This is a genomic window from Waterburya sp., assembly GCF_058530065.1.
Genome location: NZ_JBZNBU010000024.1, coordinates 1 through 20445 on the forward strand (window position 1 = coordinate 1; position 20445 = coordinate 20445).

Sequence of the window (20445 nt, forward strand, 5' to 3'; positions counted from 1 at the left end):
ACTTAAATTTAGATTGCTTAAATTGGCTTTTTCTAAATCTGGAACTACTCTTCTATGATTTTGATACCATCGATTCCAAGGTTCTACTCCTTGCCTAATTACTGCTAAATGCTCTTGGTTTGCCATTTTTTGCGAATTCCTTAACTCTACTACCGTTGTTGACGCTATTAATTAGATTAATTTCAAAAGATAAAATTAACGCCTTTTTAGAATGGGATATTGCTAAGTAAATTTGTTGATTTATCGATAATAAGATTTCTAAATCTCAATAATATTTCGTAGTATGACACCTTTGTGTTTGACCACTCACAATCGATCTAATTGATAGGTAAAACTTTTTGTTTGAATTGTTGTTTTATGCTAAACAACTTTGAGCAAAAGTCTCCATTTTTTAAGAAAAAGAGAGACTTTTGACTACTAATAAATTATTCCTCTTCGACTCTTTTGAGCGTCCAAAAAGGAAAATTTTGACTGGGGTTAACGATCGCTCCAGCAATATTATCGCGAGCAAAAATATAGTCTTTGGTTTGCCAAAGAGGAATATAGGGTACGTCTTGAGCTAATAATGATTGTAATTCCCCAAAAATTTGCTGGCGTTGGAGCGGATCTTGTTCGGTGCGAGATTGCTCGATCGCCCCATTTGCGCGATCGCTATAGTAAAAAGAACCCCTACTTTGAGCAGCCCCCGATTCACAACCTAAATTGGGCGAACCCTGATTGCAACTCATAAAGGGTTGAATATAATTGTCAGGATCGAGAAAATCAGGATACCAATCAACCAAAGCGGTAGGATATACTCCCTTACTCAAATTGCCAAAAAAGGAGGCAGATTCAACGCTATTGGGAATAAACTGAATCATTCCGCCTAATTCTTGGGTGGCGTAGGCTTTAATCGTATCGGCAACAATACCCCGCACGATCGAACCCGATGGATGCCAAATTTCGACAATTGCGGGGTTTTCTGGAGAATAACCAGCTTGAGTTAATAAATCTCTGGCTTGGGCGACATTTCCATCTCCGTACAATTCTTCAAAGGCTGGCTGATAGCTATCAAAAGCCGTGGGAATCAAACTATAAATCGGTTCGGCTTGTCCTTTCAAGACTCGCTCGTTAATTAAAGCACGATTCACAATAGCTGCGATCGCTTTCCTAACTTCGGGCTGGTTTAGAGGTTCTTGTTGTAAATTGAGAACTAAATAGTTAACTACCGTACCTGAACCTTCAATTGCTTGCCAGCGATCGTCATCTTGAATTAGGCTTTCAACTTGTTGGGGATCTAAAGATTGGTAAGCCACATCGATCGCGCCAGTTTTAAAACTATTAAACAAGTTAGCAGAGTTTCCTGCGTATACCTGCATATTTATTCCCTGGTTGGCTGGTTTTTCGCCCCAATAATTTTCGTTAGCATTCAAACTAATGGAATCACTCTTAAATTGAGCTAATTTATACTTACCCGTACCGATTAAGATATTAGGTTTAAACTCTCCTTCGCCAATGTTATAAGCCTGGGGAGATACTGCTGCTGCCCCAGGAAAAGCTAATAATGCAGGAAAAGCGGCAAAAGGTTGTTTTAAACTAATTTTAAGCTCATATTCTGTGGATGCTTCAATTTTATCGATAACATCTCCCAGTAAAAATGCGGGTTTGCCACCGTTTTCGATGAAACGTTGTAGAGAAAATGCCATTGCTTCGGCATTAAACGGCGTACCATCGTGAAAGGTCACTCCTTCTCGTACGGGGATAGTATAAATCAAACCATCTGAACTAATTTCTGGCATTGCTGTTGCCAATAATGGTTCGATTTCTGTCGTACCTATTTTATAGGTGTAAAGGCTTTCGGCAACATTATAAATAATATTCAATCCTGCTAGTTCGTAATTGTCTGCGGGATCTAAGGTACGAGGCTTGAGAGTTGTACCAATAGAAATACGAGTGGGATCGACATTACTGGTTTGTGGTGGAGAATTATTATTGCACCCTAATACTAAAGTAAAACAAACTAAAAATAAAAAAATGTACTTGCGACCGTGGCGTAGTTTCTGCCCAATATGAGACAATCTGTTTCCAATCATTATTAAACGCGATGGGTTTAAAATCTATCTCGCATCATAAACGCTAATCCCTAGTATCGTCTTGGCGATCGCGAATACTGTAAGGTTTAATTATATGACTGTTGAATTACCAAATACCAATCTTTTCGCATTTCTACTACTGCTGATTGGCAGAAAAAAAAGGCTTCGAGTTGTTGGCAGCTCTATGCTACCCCTACTCAAGCCTGGAGAAGAAATATTAATCGATCCTTATATTTATCGTCATTCGTCTCCCAAAATTAATGATATTGTCGTAATTTTTCACCCCCACCAACCCAACATGGCTATTGTCAAGAGAATTACCTCAATTGCCAGTGACGGTAAATTTTTTCTTCTGGGAGATAATCAGGCACAAAGTACAGATAGTCGTCATTGGGGAACAATTAATCAAACTAAAATAGTAGCCAAAGTAACAAATTACTTTGCCTAATTGATTCTCTAAATTATTTGTAAAAAAGCTATGTATAAAATGCTGTCGAGAAAGATACTTACTGCTCTAAAGTTGCTTGGAAGGCTTTTGTGTCTTCAAAAATTTCAAATGCCTTATCTAACTGAGTCAGTTCAAACATAATTCTTACTGAGGGAGCTAGAGAACAAATAGCAAATCTACGACCCAAACTTTCGGATAAGCGAAATGCTTTGATTAGAGTCATCAAGCCCGCACTATCCATAAAATCTACTGCTTCCATATTTACTAACAGGGGAGAATTGACTGAAGACTTTACTTCAACTGTGAGACGATCTAAAAATTCTGAGGCATTAGCTGCACTTAAAAAACCTTCTGGACGGAAAGTAGAAAACTTGGAACATAATTGTGTGCTAGTCATTTTTTATTGCTTCTCGCTTTAGATGTTACTTAATAATAATGGTTTTATGTTTTAAGAATAGTCCGTTAAATTACGGACATCTACTAACTTTTACTTACTTCATCAAATCTTAATCGAAAAATGAAGTCCTGCTAAATTTTTATTGGTAAAACTTACTTAGATTTGTAGAATGTTGTCTGAGGGACATCTTTTACTTAAGTAAATTTCACTAATCAATTTAGATATTGAGTTAGTTGGAAATTTAGCCAAAACTCTCCTCTTTTATAGTCAATTTCAAGCAATTATCTATCGGGATAATCACTGAAATAGATATTTCAGATTAGAAATCTTATCGGTATTTACTATTTAACTACATAAGTCAATTATGATTGAGTGCGATCTCAAAGTTGGTAATCAAATTTACTGAATTATGGTTTTTTTTCTAATTTAATGACCATAACACTAAGATATAAAGGTAAAAAACTAGAACAAATGGTTACTGAAATTATTGATTAAAAAGCAAATAGCTATTTTAGATAAGATTTCAATATTTAAAACTGCTCCCGATTTGCTACCCACACTTGTTGTAAGAATTGATTGAGATGTTGACGTGCTGATAAATTAGTGGGTTTTGGTTTGTCGGTATTTTCCAACTGGGCTAAAAACAATATTGCTTCAGTATCTAAAGCTGGGTTAAACAAGCAAGTAGGCCAAACTATATCCGATGTAGAATTTAAGGGTACTAGCTGAAAATCTTCTGAAGCAGAAACTCCAAAAAAATTTGCTATTACCAGACAAATTGGTCTTAGCCAGCACATTTGACGGGAAGTAATTAACTGGATTACTTCGCCATAAAGACGAGTATCTCCATATTCTAGAAAGATAATCTGATTTTCTTTAAATGTCAGATTCGAGCGATCGCATTTCCTTTCTTTCATAAGATAGTAAAGTTCTTCAAGAACTATCCTAAATTCGATAGTGAAAGATTATTAAAATATTCAATAACCTCTAAAACTAGAATTTAATCTGAGTAATGATGCAAAATCAATCCAGGAATCTCAAGTCTATAAGTCGATAGAGATAGAGCCAGGGACGTTTCAGATTTACTTCGGGATCGATATCGATCCCAGATGCTGGCAATAGGTTGGGAAACGTCCTTAGTATCTTGCAGTCGATTCTTCTATCTTAGAAAATATATTCTAGTTCTTTTAATTTATTAAATATTTTATCGACGCTTTCCGATAACTCTTCAAGGTCGGTACGACATTCTATTTCAGGATTAGTAGGAGGCTCGTAAGGGTCGTCAATTCCAGTGAATTGCTTAATTTTACCCGCTCGTACTTGTTTGTATAGACCTTTAACATCTCTTTCTTCACAAACTGACAAAGGCGCGTTAACGAATACTTCTAGAAAACTACCGATATTAGCTCTCATTTCCTCTCTAATGGCACGGTAGGGAGAAATAACGGGAACTAGTACAATTACTCCATTACGAGCTAAAAGTTTGGCCACAAATCCAATACGACGAATATTAGTATCGCGATCTTCTTTGGAAAAACCCAAATCTTTAGTTAAATTTTCTCTAATTTCATCGCCATCTAAAACTTCTAGTTGATATCCTTCATCTTTCAACTTTTTAGTTAGGGCTTCAGCGATCGTACTTTTTCCAGCACCGCTAAATCCAGTAAACCAAACCGCTACTCCACGTTGCTTCATGATTTTTTATATTCCTTAATATTTTTTGGTCTCTACGTATTTTACTTGTTTAGATCCTTTTTGCAATTTTTAAAACCGATCGATAGCTAAAATAAAATTTATTGAGAATCGATCTGGCAAATATGATTTCAACTCCAATTTTTCATTTAGCAATTCCAATTAATAACGTTACTGCTGCCAAACAATTTTATGGAGATGGTTTGGGTTGCGCAATAGGTAGAGAAAACAAATCCGCAGTAATATTTAACTTCTACGGGACGCAATTAGTAGGTCATATTACCCAAAAAGAACTAACCCAACAGCAAGGAATTTATCCCCGCCATTTGGGTTTGATTTTACCTTCTAAAGAGGACTGGACAAAAATACGAAATCGTGCTGAAGAGAAAGCCTTGGCTTTTTATCAACCACCCAAACTTCGTTTTTCTAACTTAGTTTTAGAACATTACACTTTTTTTCTTGAAGATCCTTTTTATAATTTGCTGGAATTTAAGTATTACATCAATTCTGAGGTCATCTTCGGTGGAAGAGAATCCGATTTTATTGGGGATGCTCCCCAGCCAGAGACTTAAATTGCTGGAGGAATTATGCTCGATTGAGTTAAGCGATCGCAATATTGCGATTTAGAAAATAGAACCTAAAGTGGCAATCAAAAAAATCAAAATGATAACTGTAAATACACCTAGGAAAAAACTACTAATAAACAAAAAATGCTGTCTTCTTTGACTCATTGCTCTGGGTACAGAACGGGAATTATAGAAATAATTTCTGCCACTGCCAAAGATATTTTTGTTTTTTCTTAACTTAGTTTTAATTTCTTGTTGAGCTTGAGAGTATTTATTGGTAAGGTTAATTATCGTATCTTCTTGAGCTCGAATAGTTTCTTGAAGTTGGAAAATACCCGATGTTAAATCGGAGATGGCATGATTCATTTCTGGTGAATGTTCAATTTCATCGCTATAAGAAGAATATTCTTCGTTTTGTCGAGTGATGGCTGAAACTTTGCTGGTAGCATATTTTGTTTCAGTGGTATTAGCCTCAGCAGAAATACTGTCTACTCCAGTCCCATCCCAATTGCCTAAAATTGGACCTATTTGGAAGAAACCTTTTTCGGTTAAGCGAATAATATTACTAATATCTTTAACGCTAGTATTCTTGAGAATATAACCCCTCGCTCCTACCCTAAGAGCGCGGTTTAACTGCTCTTGGTCGTCCTGACTGGTAAATAGCAAGACTTTTGTGCTGGGAAAACGTTGTACGATTTCTTCTGTGGCATCAATACCATCAATGTCTCCTGGCATTTCAATATCCATCAGTACTAAGTCAGGCTGATGTTCCCCCACTTGAGCGATCGCAGAACGACCATTGTCTGCCATACCCACTACTTCTATATTTACCTCTGTAGATAAATTAATTTTTAGGAATTCTCTTATACTGTTTTGATCGTCAACAATGATAATTGTAGTCATGTTTTCTGATGAAAATAAGAATTAATTTTATTAAAAAAAACTTTTGTGTCAAAATTAGTTGGTTGAGATAGAAATTGAAACTATTTGAACCCAAACAAGCCAAAAACAGGCTTTTTCTTGAATAAGACAAATTTTGAGTCCCTATGAAAAATCAGCCAAAAACTAAATTTTTTAAAGTTTTTGGGTTATATTTCTTCTTTGGATATCAACTGATAGTACTCAGCTAATTTATAAACAACGGTATTTGAAATAATGATGAGATAGTTTACCAGAAGTTTACATCAATTACCATACGTACATAGTTTTGACAATGTATTAAAGGTTTGAATTTTTGATTGTGGTTTCTGGAGCTAGCAAGAATTATTAGTATTCTTCAATGTACTAATCATATAATAGAAAATATACAAAAAATGTAATAAAAATAAATAAATTGATTAAAGATTGTGTAAATACCATCTTTAAATATAGGATACGTGCGTTAGTTAGGAAATTTATCTAGAAAATCTTGCTTGGCTTTGTTTGACCCTGTTCCTGACTGCCCTCAGAAATTATGGAATATAAGACCATAGAGTATTTTAAAGAATAATTTTGTAATTTTCGACTAAATCTAAATACACCGCTCAATTTAACTAGGAGAAACTGTATGCTGAGACTAGAACATATAAGTAAAATCTACACTACGGGAGAAGTTTTAAAGGATGTTACCTGGGAAGTTAAACCAGGAGAAAGAGTAGGTTTGGTGGGGGTTAATGGTGCGGGAAAATCAACTCAACTTAAAATTATTAGCGGTGAAATTGAAGCAACTTCAGGAGAGGTAATTCGTCCTGCTAGTTTGAAAATTGCCTATTTAACTCAAGAATTTGAAGTAGAGCCAACGCGGACGGTATCGGAAGAATTCTGGACTGTTTTTATTGAAGCCAATACCATCCAACAAGAGATGAATCAAATTCATCAGGAAATGGAAACGGCAGATCCCGAACAGTTGGATAAATTAATTAACCAGCTAGATAAATTACAACGGAAATTTGAAGCTTTAGACGGCTATAGTTTGGACGCGCAAATTGAAAAGATCTTGCCAGAAATGGGATTCTCTACCGAAGATGGCGATCGCCTGGTCAGTTCTTTTAGCGGTGGCTGGCAAATGCGTATGAGTCTGGGCAAAATTCTGTTACAAGAGCCAGATATTTTACTTTTGGACGAACCAACAAACCATTTAGATTTAGAAACTATTGAATGGCTGGAGAACTATTTGCGGGGAATTAATACCCCTATGGTGATTGTTTCTCACGATCGCGAGTTTTTAGACCGCTTGTGTACCAAAATTGTGGAAACCGAACGGGGAGTTTCGACTACTTATCTAGGTAACTATTCTAATTATCTAACTCAAAAAGCAGAAAACAAACTGGCTCAGGGTGCTACCTACGAAAGACAACAAAAAGAAATTGCCAAGCAACAAGAATTTATTGAGAAATTCCGCGCTAGTGCCACTAGAAGTACTCAAGCTAAAAGTAGGGAAAAACAACTAGAAAAAGTAGAATTAGTAGATGCACCCATTAGCGATGTCAGAAGCCTAAAGTTTAAGTTCCCTCCATCTCCCAGAAGCGGTAGAGACGTGATTAAGATCGAAGATTTAGTCCACACTTTTAATAACGATATTTTATTTTTAGGAGCTAACCTAACTATCGAACGAGGCGATCGCATTGCGATTTTAGGCCCTAACGGTGCGGGGAAATCGACTCTCCTACGCATGATTATGGGTATGGAAGCCTACGAAGATGGCAAAGTAGAATTAGGCAAGCACAACGTTATTCCTGGCTATTTCGAGCAAAATCAAGCAGAAGCCTTGGACTTAAATAAGACCGTGATGGAGACAATTCACGATGAAGTTCCCAAGTGGAAAAATGAAGAGGTGCGGACTCTTTTAGGACAATTTTTATTTAGCGGAGAAACAGTATTTAAACAAGTAGAAGCTCTTAGTGGAGGAGAAAAAGCACGTCTGGCATTAGCTAAAATGCTCCTAACTCCTGCTAATTTATTAATTCTGGACGAGCCGACCAATCACCTAGATATCCCTGCCAAAGAAATGCTAGAAACCGCCCTACAAGATTATGATGGTACGGTGGTCATTGTCTCTCACGATCGCTATTTTATTTCTCAGGTAGCTAACAAAATTGTCGAAATTCGCGATGGAGAATTATTAGAATTTCTGGGAGACTACCATTATTATCTAGATAAGCTAGAAGAAGAAAAAGAAAAAGCCAGACAAAAAGCCGAAGCCGAAGCCAAGGCAGCCAAACAAGCTGCTAAAAGAGCCAAGCAAGCAGAGAAGAAAAAAAATAAGAAAAACAAAGCTAAAGCTTAAGGCAATTAATAATCAATATTTTAGTAATTAGTAATGGAATTAGATCGGCAGTTGGAAGTATTGGTAAACGATGGGGTTAATTATGGTGTTCCAACCATAGTTGTGGAAAAAGCGATCGCCCCAGTGTTGAGGCTCTTTGCCGATAAGTTGCAGCATCTAGAGTATTACGTATTGCAAAATCTTGAAGAGGATTGGGTTTTGACTACTATTACCAACCCTCAACTGCAACAAACGATGAATGTTATTTATGCTTTTGTTTCGGTAAAGGATGCAGCTACTTTTAGCGGTAAATCTAACTCCGATCTAATTGCCATGCCAATTCCTGTCGCTCAACTATTATTTAGGTTATTTTCTTTAGAACAAGTAGATAGCATTATCTTTTTGGACAATTCCCAAAATCTCAATCAAGGCATAGAAATAAAGCGATCGTATCTAGTTAGCCTAATTCAACAGCAGTTAAAAAGACTCAATAATCCTCCTAGGGATATAGCTTAATATGCTGACAATTTTAATTATCCAAAACTTTCCAGTAGTAAAAATGTAGGTAAATTTTCGGATTTGCGGAACACTCCTTCAAGAGGTGCGTCTAGTTTCTGGACAAGGTTGATTTTTCAGAGACTATTTTCACATTATGAACAAACAAGTAATTTTCATATCATTAGCTGTTTCCACTCTGGGTTTATTTACATCTCCCGCTCAAGCCGATAATGCTCTAATACAAGAGTCAATCCAAGAATCGGTAGTTACGGGAAGCGACAACGTTTCGATTCAAAATTCCAATCAACGAAACAGTCAATATACAGAGTATCGCGATCGCGGTAACTACGGTTATGGTCGAGATCGCTATAACGACAACACTAGTACTGGCATCGTACAACGGAGTAATCAATTTTGCGATCAAGTAGGAGAGTACAATACCTGCGTTCAAGACGCACAACAATCTAATACAAATCATACTCGTCGCGAGCGTCGCAGTCGTCGCTACTAAGATATTTTAGCCATTAGCACTTGGCTAATGGCTAATAGCTATTCAAACATTACTGAAATTAAATTTGCACCATGAAACTAACAAAATTAATGGGGTTAGTGGCGGTAGGTGTAGTGATACCTAGTACTATAGTATCTACCAATAATTCGGCTTTAGCAGATGTAAAAGTTAGCACTCCTAATGTCGAAGCGGTGACTCGTAGCGATGGTAGCATTTATGTCAATTCTGGGGGAACTACAATTAGAGTACCCAGTCGCCGTCGCTATTGGATTCCCTGGCGTTATTGGCGTTTACCTTGGCAGAATTACACCAGACATAGTTCTGACTGTCGTCATAGTTCTTATCAAGCAACTACTCGCGTCACTTCTTCTGGAAGTCAGACAATTCAGAGCAGTACTTCTAGTAATAGTTGTAACTAGGGGGGGAATAAAAATGAAGTTAATAGCATGGACAAAGGGATTGCTATTCCTGTCTGGCTTCCTAACTGCTAACTGGTTGATTTCTCCTGCTACCGCTCGATGTATCCAGGCTGATATTTCCGTCCAATACAATATTAGTGGTTCGCGAGAACCTACCGATCGCACTAATGATGTGGAAATGACTAGCGATGGAACTTGTCAGGGTAACGCTACCGTTACTACTGGAGTACAGGGAAATATTGGCGGCAATGGTAGAGTACGTCAATCTAGAGTAGTACGTCACCGCATCGAAAATCGCGATCGGCAAGAACGAAGATATTCAGGAGGTTCTACGATTCAAATTCAAAGCAATCCTGCTATCGATGTTTACAATCCTGCGGATAATTTGGATTACTAAACAAACATTACTGAAATTACTAAGTAGACTGGAGGTTTGACAGTGTCAAGCCTTTTTTTCTTGGAGAAAGTTATTAGGTTTTTAAGGAATAAATAGAAAAATGTTCTATGGAAGCGTCTTTCACAAAAACAACTAAAAATTTGCCATCTGAACCATCTTGTTCTTGGATATTTATATCATACTTCTTTTTAATTTTTAGATTGAGCATCTTAAACCAAAAATTATTTTGAGGTATGTAAGAGATTGGTTGATGTATTGTTAGCTCTGTATTATCGTTTGCTTGACTATCGGACACATCTGCTTCATCGACAATATCCGTTTTTAACAACAACAAGTTGACTACAATAATACCTCCACCATAGATATTAAAATTTTTAATGGCATATTGCTTCAATAAATATTTATTATCGACTACAAAAGCTTTATTTTTTCTTTTATCTAAAGCAGAATTAAGAGACATTTGTTACTTCCATGAAAAATATGTCTAAAAAATTTTAGTTTAATTAAAACTGAAATTAGAATGTTTAATCTGTCTGTATAAATCTAATATTGTTGTCAAGATAACAAAAAAAAATCTTAATGCCCAGAGTAATAATATAGATCTTTCAATTATGTTAATTAGTTTGAAGTGTTTGGTAACAAAAATAATACTTTGATGCTATGAGAATCTGGGCAAGGAAAAATTGAGCATGGGATCGTTCCAATCAACTTCACGATCGATCAAGGAATGATGATAACAGGCGATCGCCGTCCCTCAACAAAACTCAATTAACATCTGCTCCTCAATCTCCGTCAATTACTTTAAGTAATTATTTATCTTAAATACCTAAAAAAATGTAACATGGTTTCAACAACGATTTCGACTATTGAAATTAGCCATGTCGTCAGTTCGATCTAAAGACCAAGTTTCCTCTGTTTCTCTCACCAAAATCTTATTGTATGTAGGGATAATTTCGATAGTATTTTTGTTCTCTGCCCCCATCCTATGGCAAATACTAACTTCAGTCAAACTCAATCGTGATATTTCAGCGATTCCTAATGTTTATTTTCCTGCTAGTTTTACTCTAGAACACTATCAATCTTTGTTCGAGCGTCGTCCGTTTTTAACTTACATTTTTAATAGTGCTTTAGTAGCGAGTATTTCGACTATCTTATGTCTGGTTGTTGGTTCTCCTGCTGCCTATAGTTTAGCTAGAATGAAATTACCAGGAGAAAAAATTATTTTAACAATCGTATTGATTGTCACTTTATTTCCCTACGTTCTATTATTTTTAGGGTTACTAGAAATAGTAAAGGCGATTGGGTTAGGTAATAATTATTTAGCTTTAATCATCCCCTATACTGCAATCAATTTACCTCTAACTATTTTAGTGATGAGGAGTTTCTTTTTGCAGCTACCCCAAGACTTGGAAGATGCAGCTAAAATTGACGGCTATAAAACTTTAGGTATGCTCGTTAATATTGTGCTTCCTATGACTCTCCCCGCATTAGCTACAACTGGAATTTTGAGTTTTATTTTTGCTTGGAATGAATATATTTTTGCCTTAACTTTTATTACTGAAGAAGCTAAAAAAACAATTCCAGTAGCTACGGCACAACTAGGAAGTGCTAATTTATTTGATATTCCATATGGTGCGATTGCTGCTGCTACAGTTTTGGGTACTCTACCATTGGTCGTTCTAGTATTAGTTTTTCAGCGCCAAATAGTGCAAGGCTTAACCGCAGGCGCAGTAAAAGGTTAGCCTAAATAACTATCCAAATTCTCATATTGTCTTACAAGTTGCATTTTAAAGTAATCAGTTAGCTTAATCAAAAATAGCCCGCAATGTATATATCTGAAAACGATAAAGTAATGGTTCGCCAATTGGTTGAAAGACAGTTACAAGCTTTTCAACAAAACGATCTAGCAGCAGCTTTTGCTTTAATGAGTCCTGCTGTTCGGGAAAAATTCAATCTCAGTGAGTTTATCGCTAAAGTTGAGTCGCACTATAATGCTATTATCAAACCACGAGCAATTATGTTTCGCGGGTTTACGACGATTGATAGTTATCCTGCATTAGTAGCAACAATTATGGATGAAGCAGGAGAACTAGTTCAAGGTGTTTTTGTCGTACAGCATCAAGGGGATTATAGTTGGCGAATTCAAGGTTATGAATTAGTTCCTTTGGATGAAAAAATTGTCTGATTAAATATGTTAGATCGGGTTAATTACCAACTGGATGTTGACCGTAAAAAGGTACAATATCCGACCAATGACTAACAGGTTTTTCTTGCCAATGATAATAAGCTAAATCCAAAACATTACTCACAGTAGAAGCAAGATTATTTTCTACTTTTATTATTCTATAGGGAAGCTTTAAATCGTTTAAAGTTTGTTGCCATAATTCAATAGTCATTAAAGTATCTTCTAGGTAAGTTTGTGGATATCCTGTTTCGTCTAGTTGATAAATGCCCACAAACAACTTTTCTCGACGAGCATCCATCGTCACAACTAGCAAATCTTCCCCTCGATAGTTCTGGGCTGCTGCTACTGCTGCTAAATTAGAAATACCATATATAGGAATATCTAATTGTTGAGCAATAGTACGGGCGGTAACTACTCCTACCCTAGTTCCAGTAAAGCCTCCTGGTCCTTTAGCTACGGCAATAAATTCAAGATCTTGCCAGGTTTGGGGCGCGAGAATTTCTCGTAAGTGTTGGTGTAGTTGTGATGCTAATCCTCTGCCCAAATCCCAGATGCAACTGCGATTGTCTCCTGCAAAATTACTAATGGCTATGCCCAATTGAGGCGTGCTGGTGTGAAGGGCGATCGCATATTTATTAACGTTCGAGAGAGGCATAAGCTCTGGTGGGAAATAGACTATTCTAAAAATTGGAATTGAATTTATGGAAACAAATTTTAATCTCCAACCCCTAACAATACTTTATTTCTTACCCATTTCCCAAGATTCTTTTTACGACCGTATACCCTACACAACACAAGCTGAAATTGCCCCAAAATATAATAGAATACTCACTTGGTAGCGAAAAGCTATTCTCAACTTAAAAAGTAGTCTCCAATTCTAATAACTTTGAATTATAAAAAAGTCATGGGATATTTCTATAAACCCCGATCGCTAGGTCAGAACTTATAAGGATTTAATTAAAGATTTGGATATCTGCCCTCAATGGTAGGCTTTTTTCTTGAGTAAGCTTCGCTTCTTGATACAGTCGCTATAACGGAGGACACCTCCGCAACGCGCTGAATCACTTTTAAAAAAAATTTAACATCGAGCAATTAAGGAGGAAGACCTTGCTAGAAAGTACCCTCGGTTTAGAAATCATTGAGGTAGTAGAACAAGCTGCTATCGCCTCTGCCAAGTGGATGGGTAAAGGTGAGAAGGATACTGCTGATGAAGTAGCGGTAGAAGCCATGCGCGAACGCATGAACAAAATCAATATGCGCGGTCGTATTGTAATCGGCGAAGGGGAAAGGGATGATGCTCCCATGCTCTATATTGGCGAAGAAGTAGGTATTTGTACTCGCCCCGATGCCAAAAACTACTGTAACCCAGACGAACTAGTCGAAATTGATATTGCGGTTGACCCTTGTGAAGGAACTAACTTGGTAGCTTACGGTCAAAATGGTTCGATGGCTGTTTTGGCAATCTCCGAAAAAGGCGGTTTGTTTGCTGCTCCAGATTTCTACATGAAAAAATTAGCAGCACCCGCAGCGGCTAGAGGTCACGTAGATATTAACAAATCTGCTACTGAGAACTTAAGAATCTTATCCGACTGTCTCAACCGTTCCATCGAAGAACTAGTAGTAGTAGTAATGGATCGTTCTCGTCACGGCGAGTTGATTCAAGAAATTCGCGATGCAGGAGCTAGAGTTAGATTAATTTCCGATGGTGATGTATCTGCTGCGATTTCTTGTGCTTTCTCTGGATCTAACATACACGCTTTAATGGGTATTGGTGCTGCTCCTGAAGGGGTAATTTCTGCTGCTGCAATGCGTTGTTTGGGCGGACACTTCCAAGGACAATTGATTTACGATCCTGCGATCGTGAAAACTGGTCTAATTGGTGAAAGCAAAGAAAGTAACCTTGAAAGATTGTCAAGCATGGGTATTACAGACCCCGACAAAGTATACAACGCAGAAGAGCTAGCTAATGGCGAAACTGTATTATTTGCTGCTTGTGGGATTACTCCTGGTACTTTGATGAACGGAGTTCGCTTCTTCAAAGGTGGTGCTAGAACTGAAAGCTTAGTAATCTCTTCTCAGTCTCAAACTGCTCGTTTTGTCGATACGGTACATATGTTTGACCAGCCTAAGTCTTTACAATTGCACTAAATACTGCTCGACCTCAAAATTGAGATATCTACTCTAAGATAATTAAAGATATGTAAATCCAAATCGCAAAATTTGGTCATAAGGTACGACAAAACTGTATAACTTGATAAGGATAAAGGCATATAGTGAGAGAACTTTTCTTTTACTGTTGCCTTTTCTTAGTTAGGTTTTTCATAAAAAACTCGATCGAGACAAAATTTATAAAATATAAAAAATTCTTTGCTTAACTTTGAATATCTAGTTGGGGCAAAAAAAAATTGTAAAGAAACATAATGAATATTGTAGTTGTTGGTTTAAGTCACAAAACTGCTTCTGTTGAAGTGCGTGAAAAATTAAGTATTCCAGAAGCAAGCATAGAAGAAGCGATCGCCACTCTTAAAGGTTATCCTCACATTGTAGAAATAGCGATTATTAGTACCTGTAATCGTTTAGAAATCTATGGTGTAGCAAGAGATATCGAACAGGGAGTCAAGGAAATCAGTCAGTTTTTGGCAGATAAAGCTCAACTTCCTTTAAGACAACTTCGTCCCAATTTGTTTACTCTTTTGCGAGAAGATGCTTTGCGCCACTTGATGCGCGTTTCTGCGGGTTTGGAAAGTTTGGTTTTGGGAGAAGGTCAGATTTTAGCTCAAGTCAAAACTACTCACAAACTCAGTCAAAAGCATAAAGGCTTGGGCAAACTACTCGATAAATTGTTCAAACAAGCTATTTCTACAGGAAAAAGAGTTCGTAGCGAAACCAGTATTGGCACGGGAGCGGTTTCTATTAGTTCTGCTGCGGTGGAATTAGTCCACACCAAAGTAGATAATTTACCTGACTGTAACATCTCTATCGTAGGGGCGGGTAAAATGGCTTGTCTTTTGGTCAAGCACGCTATTTCTAAAGGAGTAACAGATTTTTCCATTGTTAATCGCTCTCATCGTCGAGCGCAAAAGCTTTGCGACCAATTTCCTCAAGGGAATTTCAAGATTTATCCGATCGGGGAAATGATGGATGCGATAGCTGTTTCGGATTTAGTTTTTACTAGTACTGGAGCAACAGAACCTATTCTAACCAAAGCAAAATTAGAAAATAATCTTTCTTTAGAGAGAGATTTAATGTTGGTAGACATTTCCGTACCTCGCAACGTAGCAGCAGATGTCAGCCAATTGGGCTGTGTAACGGCTTATAATGTTGACGATCTAAAAGCAGTGGTGGCAGCAAACCAAGAAAGTCGTCGTCAAATGGCATTAGAAGCGGAAGGAATTATCGAACAAGAGGTTATTGGCTATATTAACTGGTGGAGATCTTTAGAAACCGTTCCCACTATTAGTTGTTTGCGTAGCAAGGTGGAAACAATCCGCGAACAAGAAATGGAAAAAGCTTTATCTCGTTTGGGTGCTGAATTTGCCGAAAAACACCAAGAGACAATTGAAGCCTTGACTAGAGGAATTGTGAACAAGATTCTTCACGAGCCAATGGTACAGTTGAGAGCGCAACAAGATATTGAAGCTCGCCGTCACTGTCTGCGATCTTTACAAATGCTCTTCGATCTCGATACAGAAGAACAATACAGTTAAACTGGTTAGAAAATTAAATTATTTAATAACTCAAATAAAGCGCGACTCTGAGATAAATGAGCCGCGTTATTTTTTATTGAATATAGTTGTTAGAAATAGAAGAATTATAGTCATGTCAAATAGCAATCTTATACCAATTAGAAAAAAGAATGTGACAGATATCCTGTAGTGTGGGCAATGCCCACGCTAGCTTGAGATTATTTTCATCTGTCGCAAACATTAATTAATTTGGTATTACGATCGCGAGCCACAAATCGACCAATACATATAAATATTAGAAAATTAATTACCTACTACCTAAATTATGGCGATCGCTTATGTCCCAATTTTATTCCCGTCGTTTTTGGTTACAACAAGCTGCTAAAGCCTCGATCGCATTTTTGGCGGCTCAAGTTTTGAATAGTCTCAAACCTACTATGGCGAAGGATTTACCGATGGAAACTGTTGTCGGAGATTTAAAAGCGAAGATTCCTGGGTGGATGAAGCAGTATAAAATACCAGGGTTAGCAGTAGCTGTAATTAGCGATCGCCAGATATTCTGGAACGGTAATTTTGGCAGACAAAGCAGTCGCACTAATACGCCAATTGACGACAACAGTATTTTTGCAGGAGCGTCTTTAAGCAAGCCTCTTTTTGCTTATTTGGTAATGAAACTAGTAGAAAGAGGACAATTAGATTTAGATACTCCTCTAATCGAATATACTGCCCAGCCTTATATCAAAGATTTTCGCTTGTCTTTAATTACCGCTCGTCATGTTTTATCTCACACTACGGGTTTTCCCAATTGGAGTGGTAGCATACCAGTTTGGATCGAAGCGACTCCAGGGACAAGATTTGGTTATTCGGGAGAAGGTTTTTTATATTTACAACAAGCGATCGCCGAAATTACCCAGCAACCTTTTGCTAGTTATATCCAACGGGAATTATTATTACCCTTGGGAATGAATAGTAGTAGTTATATTTGGCAACCAGCCTATCAAAATACAGCTGTAGCAGGACACGATCTCAATCTTAACTCTACTCCCATGAGACAACCCCAAGAAGGCTCATCGGCGGGAAGTTTGCGGACAACGGCGATTGAATACGCTCGGTTTATGATGGCAATAATGCAATCTGGCACGGTTGACAGTCATTTATTAACCGAATCTAGCATCCAAGAAATGTTGCGCTCGCAAGTTCAGTTAAATTACTATCTCGATTGGGGTTTGGGTTGGGCTTTAGAATATTCTGGAGGTCACAAGTATTTTTGGCACTGGGGAGATGGGGTTATTTACAAAACCTTTGCCATTGCTTCTAGGGAATTGGGTACGGGAGTGGTTATTTTAACTAATAGTCAAAATGGTTTAAAGATTTGTCCTGGGATCGTTTCTGCGGTAATGTTGGGGAAACGTCATGCTTTGGATTATGAGGCGATCGAATATTAAATTGTAAATCGATGATTTATTGATTAGTTAACTCCAACCAAAGATAGAATTCCTGGCTAAACCTGAATGATATACTAATAGATTATCGAACAAGACCATAAGATAGAAATTGAAGAATGGCGGAAAAAAGCACGGGTCACAAAATAGTTAGCGATAATCGTCAAGCTCGTTATTTATATGAAATCCTCGAAACTTACGAAGCTGGAATTGAATTAGTAGGAACAGAAGTTAAATCAATTCGCGCGGGGAAAGTAAATCTTAGAGATGGCTACGCCTTTATTAAAAATGGAGAAGTTTGGTTGAGCAACGTTCATATTTCTCCCTATCAAGCTACAGGTCAATATTTTAATCACGATCCTCTCCGCATCCGAAAATTGCTTTTACACCGCAAAGAAATTAATAAACTCATCGGACAGACAGAACAAAAAGGTTTAACTCTCGTTCCTTTAAAAATGTATTTTAAGAAAGGTCGGGTTAAGGTTGCGATTGGTTTAGGTAGAGGTAAGAAACTTCACGATAAACGAGAAACTGCCAAGAAACGAGACGACCAAAGAGCAATGGCAAGAGCAATGAAAAGATATTGATCGAGTATTTAACTAAAAAAACTACCTTCGACCAATATCTTTGGGTGACAAGTTATGAGTTAGATAAATTAATTGGCAAAAATTTCATCAATTAAGTGTTGATATCGATCTCTAACTTGGGGACGTTTAATTTTAAAAGTTTGAGTCATCAAGCCATTAGCCTGAGAAAACGGCTCGACAATAAAACGAAAATCAGTAATGCGATCGTCGGTTTTGTAACCTGGGCGATTTTTCACTTCGCGAGTTAATTCATTGCGATATAAATCGATAATTGCCTTATCATTTAAGCCACTTTGAGCAATTTCTTCAGGACTACTTTCGGGAGTAGGTAATTGAAGGTCTAAATTTTGTTCTGTTATCCACTGTTGCAAGGTTTCAAAATTGGGAACGATTAATGCCCCTAAAGCTCTTTGGTCTTGTCCGACGAGCATAATTTGATCGATGTAAACGCTACGCACGCAAGCATCTTCAATTGGTTGAGGTTCGATATTTTCACCGTTAGTTAAAACTATTGTATCTTTAGCTCTACCCGTCAACACCAAATCGTTATAGGGAGTTACCAAGCCCAAATCTCCACTATCAAACCAGCCGTCGGGGTCGATCGCTTTTTGAGTAGCTTCGGGATTGTTATAGTAACCCTGCATGACCGAATCTCCTTTAATTAATACCAGCCCTCTTTCTCCTTGGGGTAAAGGTTGGCGAGTTTCGGGGTTGACAATTTTAATTTCGATTTTGGGTAAAGGTTTTCCTGCCGATCCTCTGACGTTATGCTGGGGAGTGCGGGCGTTAGTAACGGGAGAAGTTTCCGAAAGTCCGTAACCGACAAAAACATCTACACCAATACTTTGATAGAAGTCATCGAGATATTTCGCCAGAGATCCGCCACCGCTACAGACAGCTTTGATATTGCCAATACCATCGCGAATTTTACGATAAACTAATTTATCTGCTAGGGCATGGATGGGGTAAAGAGTCCCCGCTTTAAGATCGGCAAGGGATCTCTGCATTGGAGAAGCATCGAAATGTTCCAAGCAGGTATTTTCAGCAATACGCTTGGCAGCAATATAGTTAGCCGACTGCTTGAGGAAGAATTTAACTAGTTTTTGCTGGGATGCCGACTGACTGCTTAAAAGTTTTTGGACTCCATCGTAGAGAGATTCCCAAAGACGGGGTACACCTACCATATAAGTCGGCTGGAATTGTTTTAAATCTTGTTTGAAATAGCGAATTGAAGTATATATTTGCGTGCTACCTTGGGACAAAAAGAAATATTCGGCAGACCTTTCGTAGGCGTGCCAACTGGGGAGAATGGAGAGTAACACATCTCCTTGGTTGGGTTGAAAGATGGTCTTGATATAGTTTACTTGATGTAGCAGATTGCCGTGACTCAACATTACCCCTTTGGGTTTACCCGTCGTACCAGAAGTGTAGAGTAAAGTGGCTAGGGTATCTTTAGTTTGGTTTACAGGTTGCAGAGCATTATTATTTCCCAATTCCATTAGTTGAGTAAAGTTAATCGTCTTAATCGCGCTTTCCTCTGGTGGGGTTTCATCGCTTAAAAGAACGATCGACTCTATAGGCAGATCTACTAGCTTGCTACTGAATTTATTCAGGGTTTTTAAATTCTCGACTACCAAACTAATACTGTCGCTATTTTCTAAAATATAAAGTAATTCCTGTTCTTCAGCATTGGCAGAACGAACTACATCTACTCCCCCAGCAGTCATAATTCCTTGGTCGGCTATAAACCAGCGAGGACTGTTATCAGCAAATAAAGCCACTTTAGCCTGGGGTTGAATCCCCAAAGCTTGCAAGCCAGTGGCAAATTGTCGAATTTTAGCAGCTAAATCTCGATAGTTAATTTCTACTTCAGGTTCGCTATGAGGATCTTTTAAAGCAATCACATCGCCAAATTTCTCTGCTGCTATTTCCCAGATTGCAGGTAAAGATTCTAGCTCGATATAGTCAAATGCGATCGCTTTTGATGCAGTTTCCATATTCTTACTCTTTTATCGTTAGTTTTTATCTTGGTTGTTTATAAACAAATAATAATCATTAGAAAACCTAGATTTGGGCTTTCAGTGGACAATTTAATATTTGCAATAGACTTATTTTAGAAATTAGGAGTTAGAAGTCAGAAGTCAGGAGAGTTGTAAGTACTCATCACATCAATCAGGTGTCTTAGTTAAAAACTGCAATGATATAAGGCATTGAAACATTAGAGAACTAGAGAGCTTGAGATCGCAAACTATTAACTTAATCAAGTATTTGAGTATCTCTAGAGACTATCGCCAGTGTTTT

At 37.5% G+C, this 20445-nt stretch carries 21 protein-coding genes; 13 read left to right on the top strand and 8 right to left on the bottom strand.

Going from position 1 to position 20445, the window contains the following annotated elements:
- Nucleotides 1-425: 425 nt before the first annotated feature.
- Nucleotides 426-2072 (bottom strand): ABC transporter substrate-binding protein, encoded by a 1647-nt coding sequence (locus AC33VI_RS01565; RefSeq protein ID WP_491780515.1) that lies wholly within the window; start codon nucleotides 2070-2072, stop codon nucleotides 426-428.
- A gap of 94 nt (nucleotides 2073-2166) precedes the next feature.
- On the opposite strand from AC33VI_RS01565, the gene sodX reads away from it, so the two are divergent.
- Nucleotides 2167-2520, top strand: a complete 354-nt coding sequence (sodX, locus tag AC33VI_RS01570) for a nickel-type superoxide dismutase maturation protease (RefSeq protein WP_491780516.1) — start codon at nucleotides 2167-2169, stop codon at nucleotides 2518-2520.
- Nucleotides 2521-2578: 58 nt separating this feature from the next.
- Here sodX and AC33VI_RS01575 read toward each other — a convergent pair whose 3' ends face one another.
- From AC33VI_RS01575 to cysC, 3 genes are all read right to left on the bottom strand, one after another.
- Entirely contained in the window at nucleotides 2579-2917 is a 339-nt protein-coding gene (locus AC33VI_RS01575) for an STAS domain-containing protein (protein WP_491780517.1), read from the bottom strand.
- A 530-nt stretch (nucleotides 2918-3447) separates the two neighbouring features.
- Nucleotides 3448-3834, bottom strand: coding sequence for a hypothetical protein (locus AC33VI_RS01580; protein WP_491780518.1), 387 nt, complete (start codon nucleotides 3832-3834; stop codon nucleotides 3448-3450).
- Between the two features lie 247 nt (nucleotides 3835-4081).
- A complete protein-coding gene (gene cysC / locus AC33VI_RS01585) occupies nucleotides 4082-4612 on the bottom strand; it encodes an adenylyl-sulfate kinase (RefSeq protein ID WP_491780519.1) in 531 nt (176 codons plus the stop codon).
- Between the two features lie 122 nt (nucleotides 4613-4734).
- On the opposite strand from cysC, the gene AC33VI_RS01590 reads away from it, so the two are divergent.
- Nucleotides 4735-5181, top strand: a complete 447-nt coding sequence (locus AC33VI_RS01590; RefSeq protein ID WP_491780520.1) for a VOC family protein — start codon at nucleotides 4735-4737, stop codon at nucleotides 5179-5181.
- 51 nt (nucleotides 5182-5232) lie between these two features.
- On the opposite strand, the gene AC33VI_RS01595 is transcribed toward AC33VI_RS01590, so the two are convergent.
- Nucleotides 5233-6078, bottom strand: coding sequence for a response regulator (locus AC33VI_RS01595; protein WP_491780521.1), 846 nt, complete (start codon nucleotides 6076-6078; stop codon nucleotides 5233-5235).
- 643 nt (nucleotides 6079-6721) lie between these two features.
- Here AC33VI_RS01595 and AC33VI_RS01600 point away from each other — a divergent pair.
- The 5 genes from AC33VI_RS01600 to AC33VI_RS01620 all read left to right on the top strand — a co-directional run bounded on the left by AC33VI_RS01600 (nucleotide 6722) and on the right by AC33VI_RS01620 (nucleotide 10244).
- Nucleotides 6722-8440 (top strand): ABC-F family ATP-binding cassette domain-containing protein, encoded by a 1719-nt coding sequence (locus AC33VI_RS01600; RefSeq protein WP_491780522.1) that lies wholly within the window; start codon nucleotides 6722-6724, stop codon nucleotides 8438-8440.
- A gap of 33 nt (nucleotides 8441-8473) precedes the next feature.
- Nucleotides 8474-8935 (top strand): hypothetical protein, encoded by a 462-nt coding sequence (locus AC33VI_RS01605; RefSeq protein WP_491780523.1) that lies wholly within the window; start codon nucleotides 8474-8476, stop codon nucleotides 8933-8935.
- A gap of 136 nt (nucleotides 8936-9071) precedes the next feature.
- The gene (locus tag AC33VI_RS01610) at nucleotides 9072-9428 is read left to right on the top strand and encodes a hypothetical protein (protein ID WP_491780524.1); all 357 of its coding nucleotides are present in this window, start codon (nucleotides 9072-9074) and stop codon (nucleotides 9426-9428) included.
- Nucleotides 9429-9499: 71 nt separating this feature from the next.
- Nucleotides 9500-9847 (top strand): hypothetical protein, encoded by a 348-nt coding sequence (locus tag AC33VI_RS01615; protein WP_491780525.1) that lies wholly within the window; start codon nucleotides 9500-9502, stop codon nucleotides 9845-9847.
- 13 nt (nucleotides 9848-9860) lie between these two features.
- Nucleotides 9861-10244 (top strand): hypothetical protein, encoded by a 384-nt coding sequence (locus tag AC33VI_RS01620; RefSeq protein WP_491780526.1) that lies wholly within the window; start codon nucleotides 9861-9863, stop codon nucleotides 10242-10244.
- A 73-nt stretch (nucleotides 10245-10317) separates the two neighbouring features.
- Here the strand turns inward: AC33VI_RS01620 and AC33VI_RS01625 are convergent, their stop codons facing one another.
- Nucleotides 10318-10704, bottom strand: a complete 387-nt coding sequence (locus AC33VI_RS01625) for a hypothetical protein (protein ID WP_491780527.1) — start codon at nucleotides 10702-10704, stop codon at nucleotides 10318-10320.
- A gap of 418 nt (nucleotides 10705-11122) precedes the next feature.
- Here AC33VI_RS01625 and AC33VI_RS01630 point away from each other — a divergent pair, with 418 nt between their 5' ends.
- Both AC33VI_RS01630 and AC33VI_RS01635 read left to right on the top strand, forming a co-directional pair.
- A complete protein-coding gene (locus AC33VI_RS01630; protein ID WP_491780528.1) occupies nucleotides 11123-11986 on the top strand; it encodes a carbohydrate ABC transporter permease in 864 nt (287 codons plus the stop codon).
- An 83-nt stretch (nucleotides 11987-12069) separates the two neighbouring features.
- Complete coding sequence (locus tag AC33VI_RS01635) at nucleotides 12070-12429, top strand: DUF4864 domain-containing protein (RefSeq protein ID WP_491780529.1); 360 nt, start codon at nucleotides 12070-12072, stop codon at nucleotides 12427-12429.
- A 19-nt stretch (nucleotides 12430-12448) separates the two neighbouring features.
- On the opposite strand, the gene tsaB is transcribed toward AC33VI_RS01635, so the two are convergent.
- Nucleotides 12449-13084 carry a tRNA (adenosine(37)-N6)-threonylcarbamoyltransferase complex dimerization subunit type 1 TsaB gene (gene tsaB, locus AC33VI_RS01640; protein WP_491780530.1) on the bottom strand — a complete coding sequence of 212 codons (636 nt, stop codon included), beginning with the start codon at nucleotides 13082-13084 and terminating at the stop codon, nucleotides 12449-12451.
- A 452-nt stretch (nucleotides 13085-13536) separates the two neighbouring features.
- Here tsaB and glpX point away from each other — a divergent pair, with 452 nt between their 5' ends.
- The 4 genes from glpX (at nucleotide 13537) to smpB (ending at nucleotide 18144) form a co-directional block, all read left to right on the top strand.
- A complete protein-coding gene (glpX, locus tag AC33VI_RS01645; protein WP_491780531.1) occupies nucleotides 13537-14577 on the top strand; it encodes a class II fructose-bisphosphatase in 1041 nt (346 codons plus the stop codon).
- Between the two features lie 272 nt (nucleotides 14578-14849).
- Nucleotides 14850-16136 carry a glutamyl-tRNA reductase gene (locus tag AC33VI_RS01650; RefSeq protein ID WP_491780532.1) on the top strand — a complete coding sequence of 429 codons (1287 nt, stop codon included), beginning with the start codon at nucleotides 14850-14852 and terminating at the stop codon, nucleotides 16134-16136.
- A 317-nt stretch (nucleotides 16137-16453) separates the two neighbouring features.
- Nucleotides 16454-17560: a serine hydrolase domain-containing protein gene (locus AC33VI_RS01655; RefSeq protein ID WP_491780533.1), complete on the top strand. Its 1107-nt coding sequence runs from the start codon at nucleotides 16454-16456 to the stop codon at nucleotides 17558-17560.
- Nucleotides 17561-17676: 116 nt separating this feature from the next.
- A complete protein-coding gene (gene smpB, locus AC33VI_RS01660; protein ID WP_491780534.1) occupies nucleotides 17677-18144 on the top strand; it encodes an SsrA-binding protein SmpB in 468 nt (155 codons plus the stop codon).
- 68 nt (nucleotides 18145-18212) lie between these two features.
- On the opposite strand, the gene AC33VI_RS01665 is transcribed toward smpB, so the two are convergent.
- Entirely contained in the window at nucleotides 18213-20141 is a 1929-nt protein-coding gene (locus AC33VI_RS01665) for an AMP-dependent synthetase/ligase (protein WP_491780535.1), read from the bottom strand.
- Between the last annotated feature and the right edge of the window lie 304 nt (nucleotides 20142-20445).

Bases quoted from the DNA above. Each gene is read 5' to 3' on its own strand.
- AC33VI_RS01565 (WP_491780515.1), bottom strand. From the start codon at position 2,072: ATGATTGGAAACAGATTGTCTCATATTGGGCAGAAACTACGCCACGGT.
- sodX (WP_491780516.1), top strand. From the start codon at position 2,167: ATGACTGTTGAATTACCAAATACCAATCTTTTCGCATTTCTACTACTG.
- AC33VI_RS01575 (WP_491780517.1), bottom strand. From the start codon at position 2,917: ATGACTAGCACACAATTATGTTCCAAGTTTTCTACTTTCCGTCCAGAA.
- AC33VI_RS01580 (WP_491780518.1), bottom strand. From the start codon at position 3,834: ATGAAAGAAAGGAAATGCGATCGCTCGAATCTGACATTTAAAGAAAAT.
- cysC (WP_491780519.1), bottom strand. From the start codon at position 4,612: ATGAAGCAACGTGGAGTAGCGGTTTGGTTTACTGGATTTAGCGGTGCT.
- AC33VI_RS01590 (WP_491780520.1), top strand. From the start codon at position 4,735: ATGATTTCAACTCCAATTTTTCATTTAGCAATTCCAATTAATAACGTT.
- AC33VI_RS01595 (WP_491780521.1), bottom strand. From the start codon at position 6,078: ATGACTACAATTATCATTGTTGACGATCAAAACAGTATAAGAGAATTC.
- AC33VI_RS01600 (WP_491780522.1), top strand. From the start codon at position 6,722: ATGCTGAGACTAGAACATATAAGTAAAATCTACACTACGGGAGAAGTT.
- AC33VI_RS01605 (WP_491780523.1), top strand. From the start codon at position 8,474: ATGGAATTAGATCGGCAGTTGGAAGTATTGGTAAACGATGGGGTTAAT.
- AC33VI_RS01610 (WP_491780524.1), top strand. From the start codon at position 9,072: ATGAACAAACAAGTAATTTTCATATCATTAGCTGTTTCCACTCTGGGT.
- AC33VI_RS01615 (WP_491780525.1), top strand. From the start codon at position 9,500: ATGAAACTAACAAAATTAATGGGGTTAGTGGCGGTAGGTGTAGTGATA.
- AC33VI_RS01620 (WP_491780526.1), top strand. From the start codon at position 9,861: ATGAAGTTAATAGCATGGACAAAGGGATTGCTATTCCTGTCTGGCTTC.
- AC33VI_RS01625 (WP_491780527.1), bottom strand. From the start codon at position 10,704: ATGTCTCTTAATTCTGCTTTAGATAAAAGAAAAAATAAAGCTTTTGTA.
- AC33VI_RS01630 (WP_491780528.1), top strand. From the start codon at position 11,123: ATGTCGTCAGTTCGATCTAAAGACCAAGTTTCCTCTGTTTCTCTCACC.
- AC33VI_RS01635 (WP_491780529.1), top strand. From the start codon at position 12,070: ATGTATATATCTGAAAACGATAAAGTAATGGTTCGCCAATTGGTTGAA.
- tsaB (WP_491780530.1), bottom strand. From the start codon at position 13,084: ATGCCTCTCTCGAACGTTAATAAATATGCGATCGCCCTTCACACCAGC.
- AC33VI_RS01650 (WP_491780532.1), top strand. From the start codon at position 14,850: ATGAATATTGTAGTTGTTGGTTTAAGTCACAAAACTGCTTCTGTTGAA.
- AC33VI_RS01655 (WP_491780533.1), top strand. From the start codon at position 16,454: ATGTCCCAATTTTATTCCCGTCGTTTTTGGTTACAACAAGCTGCTAAA.
- smpB (WP_491780534.1), top strand. From the start codon at position 17,677: ATGGCGGAAAAAAGCACGGGTCACAAAATAGTTAGCGATAATCGTCAA.
- AC33VI_RS01665 (WP_491780535.1), bottom strand. From the start codon at position 20,141: ATGGAAACTGCATCAAAAGCGATCGCATTTGACTATATCGAGCTAGAA.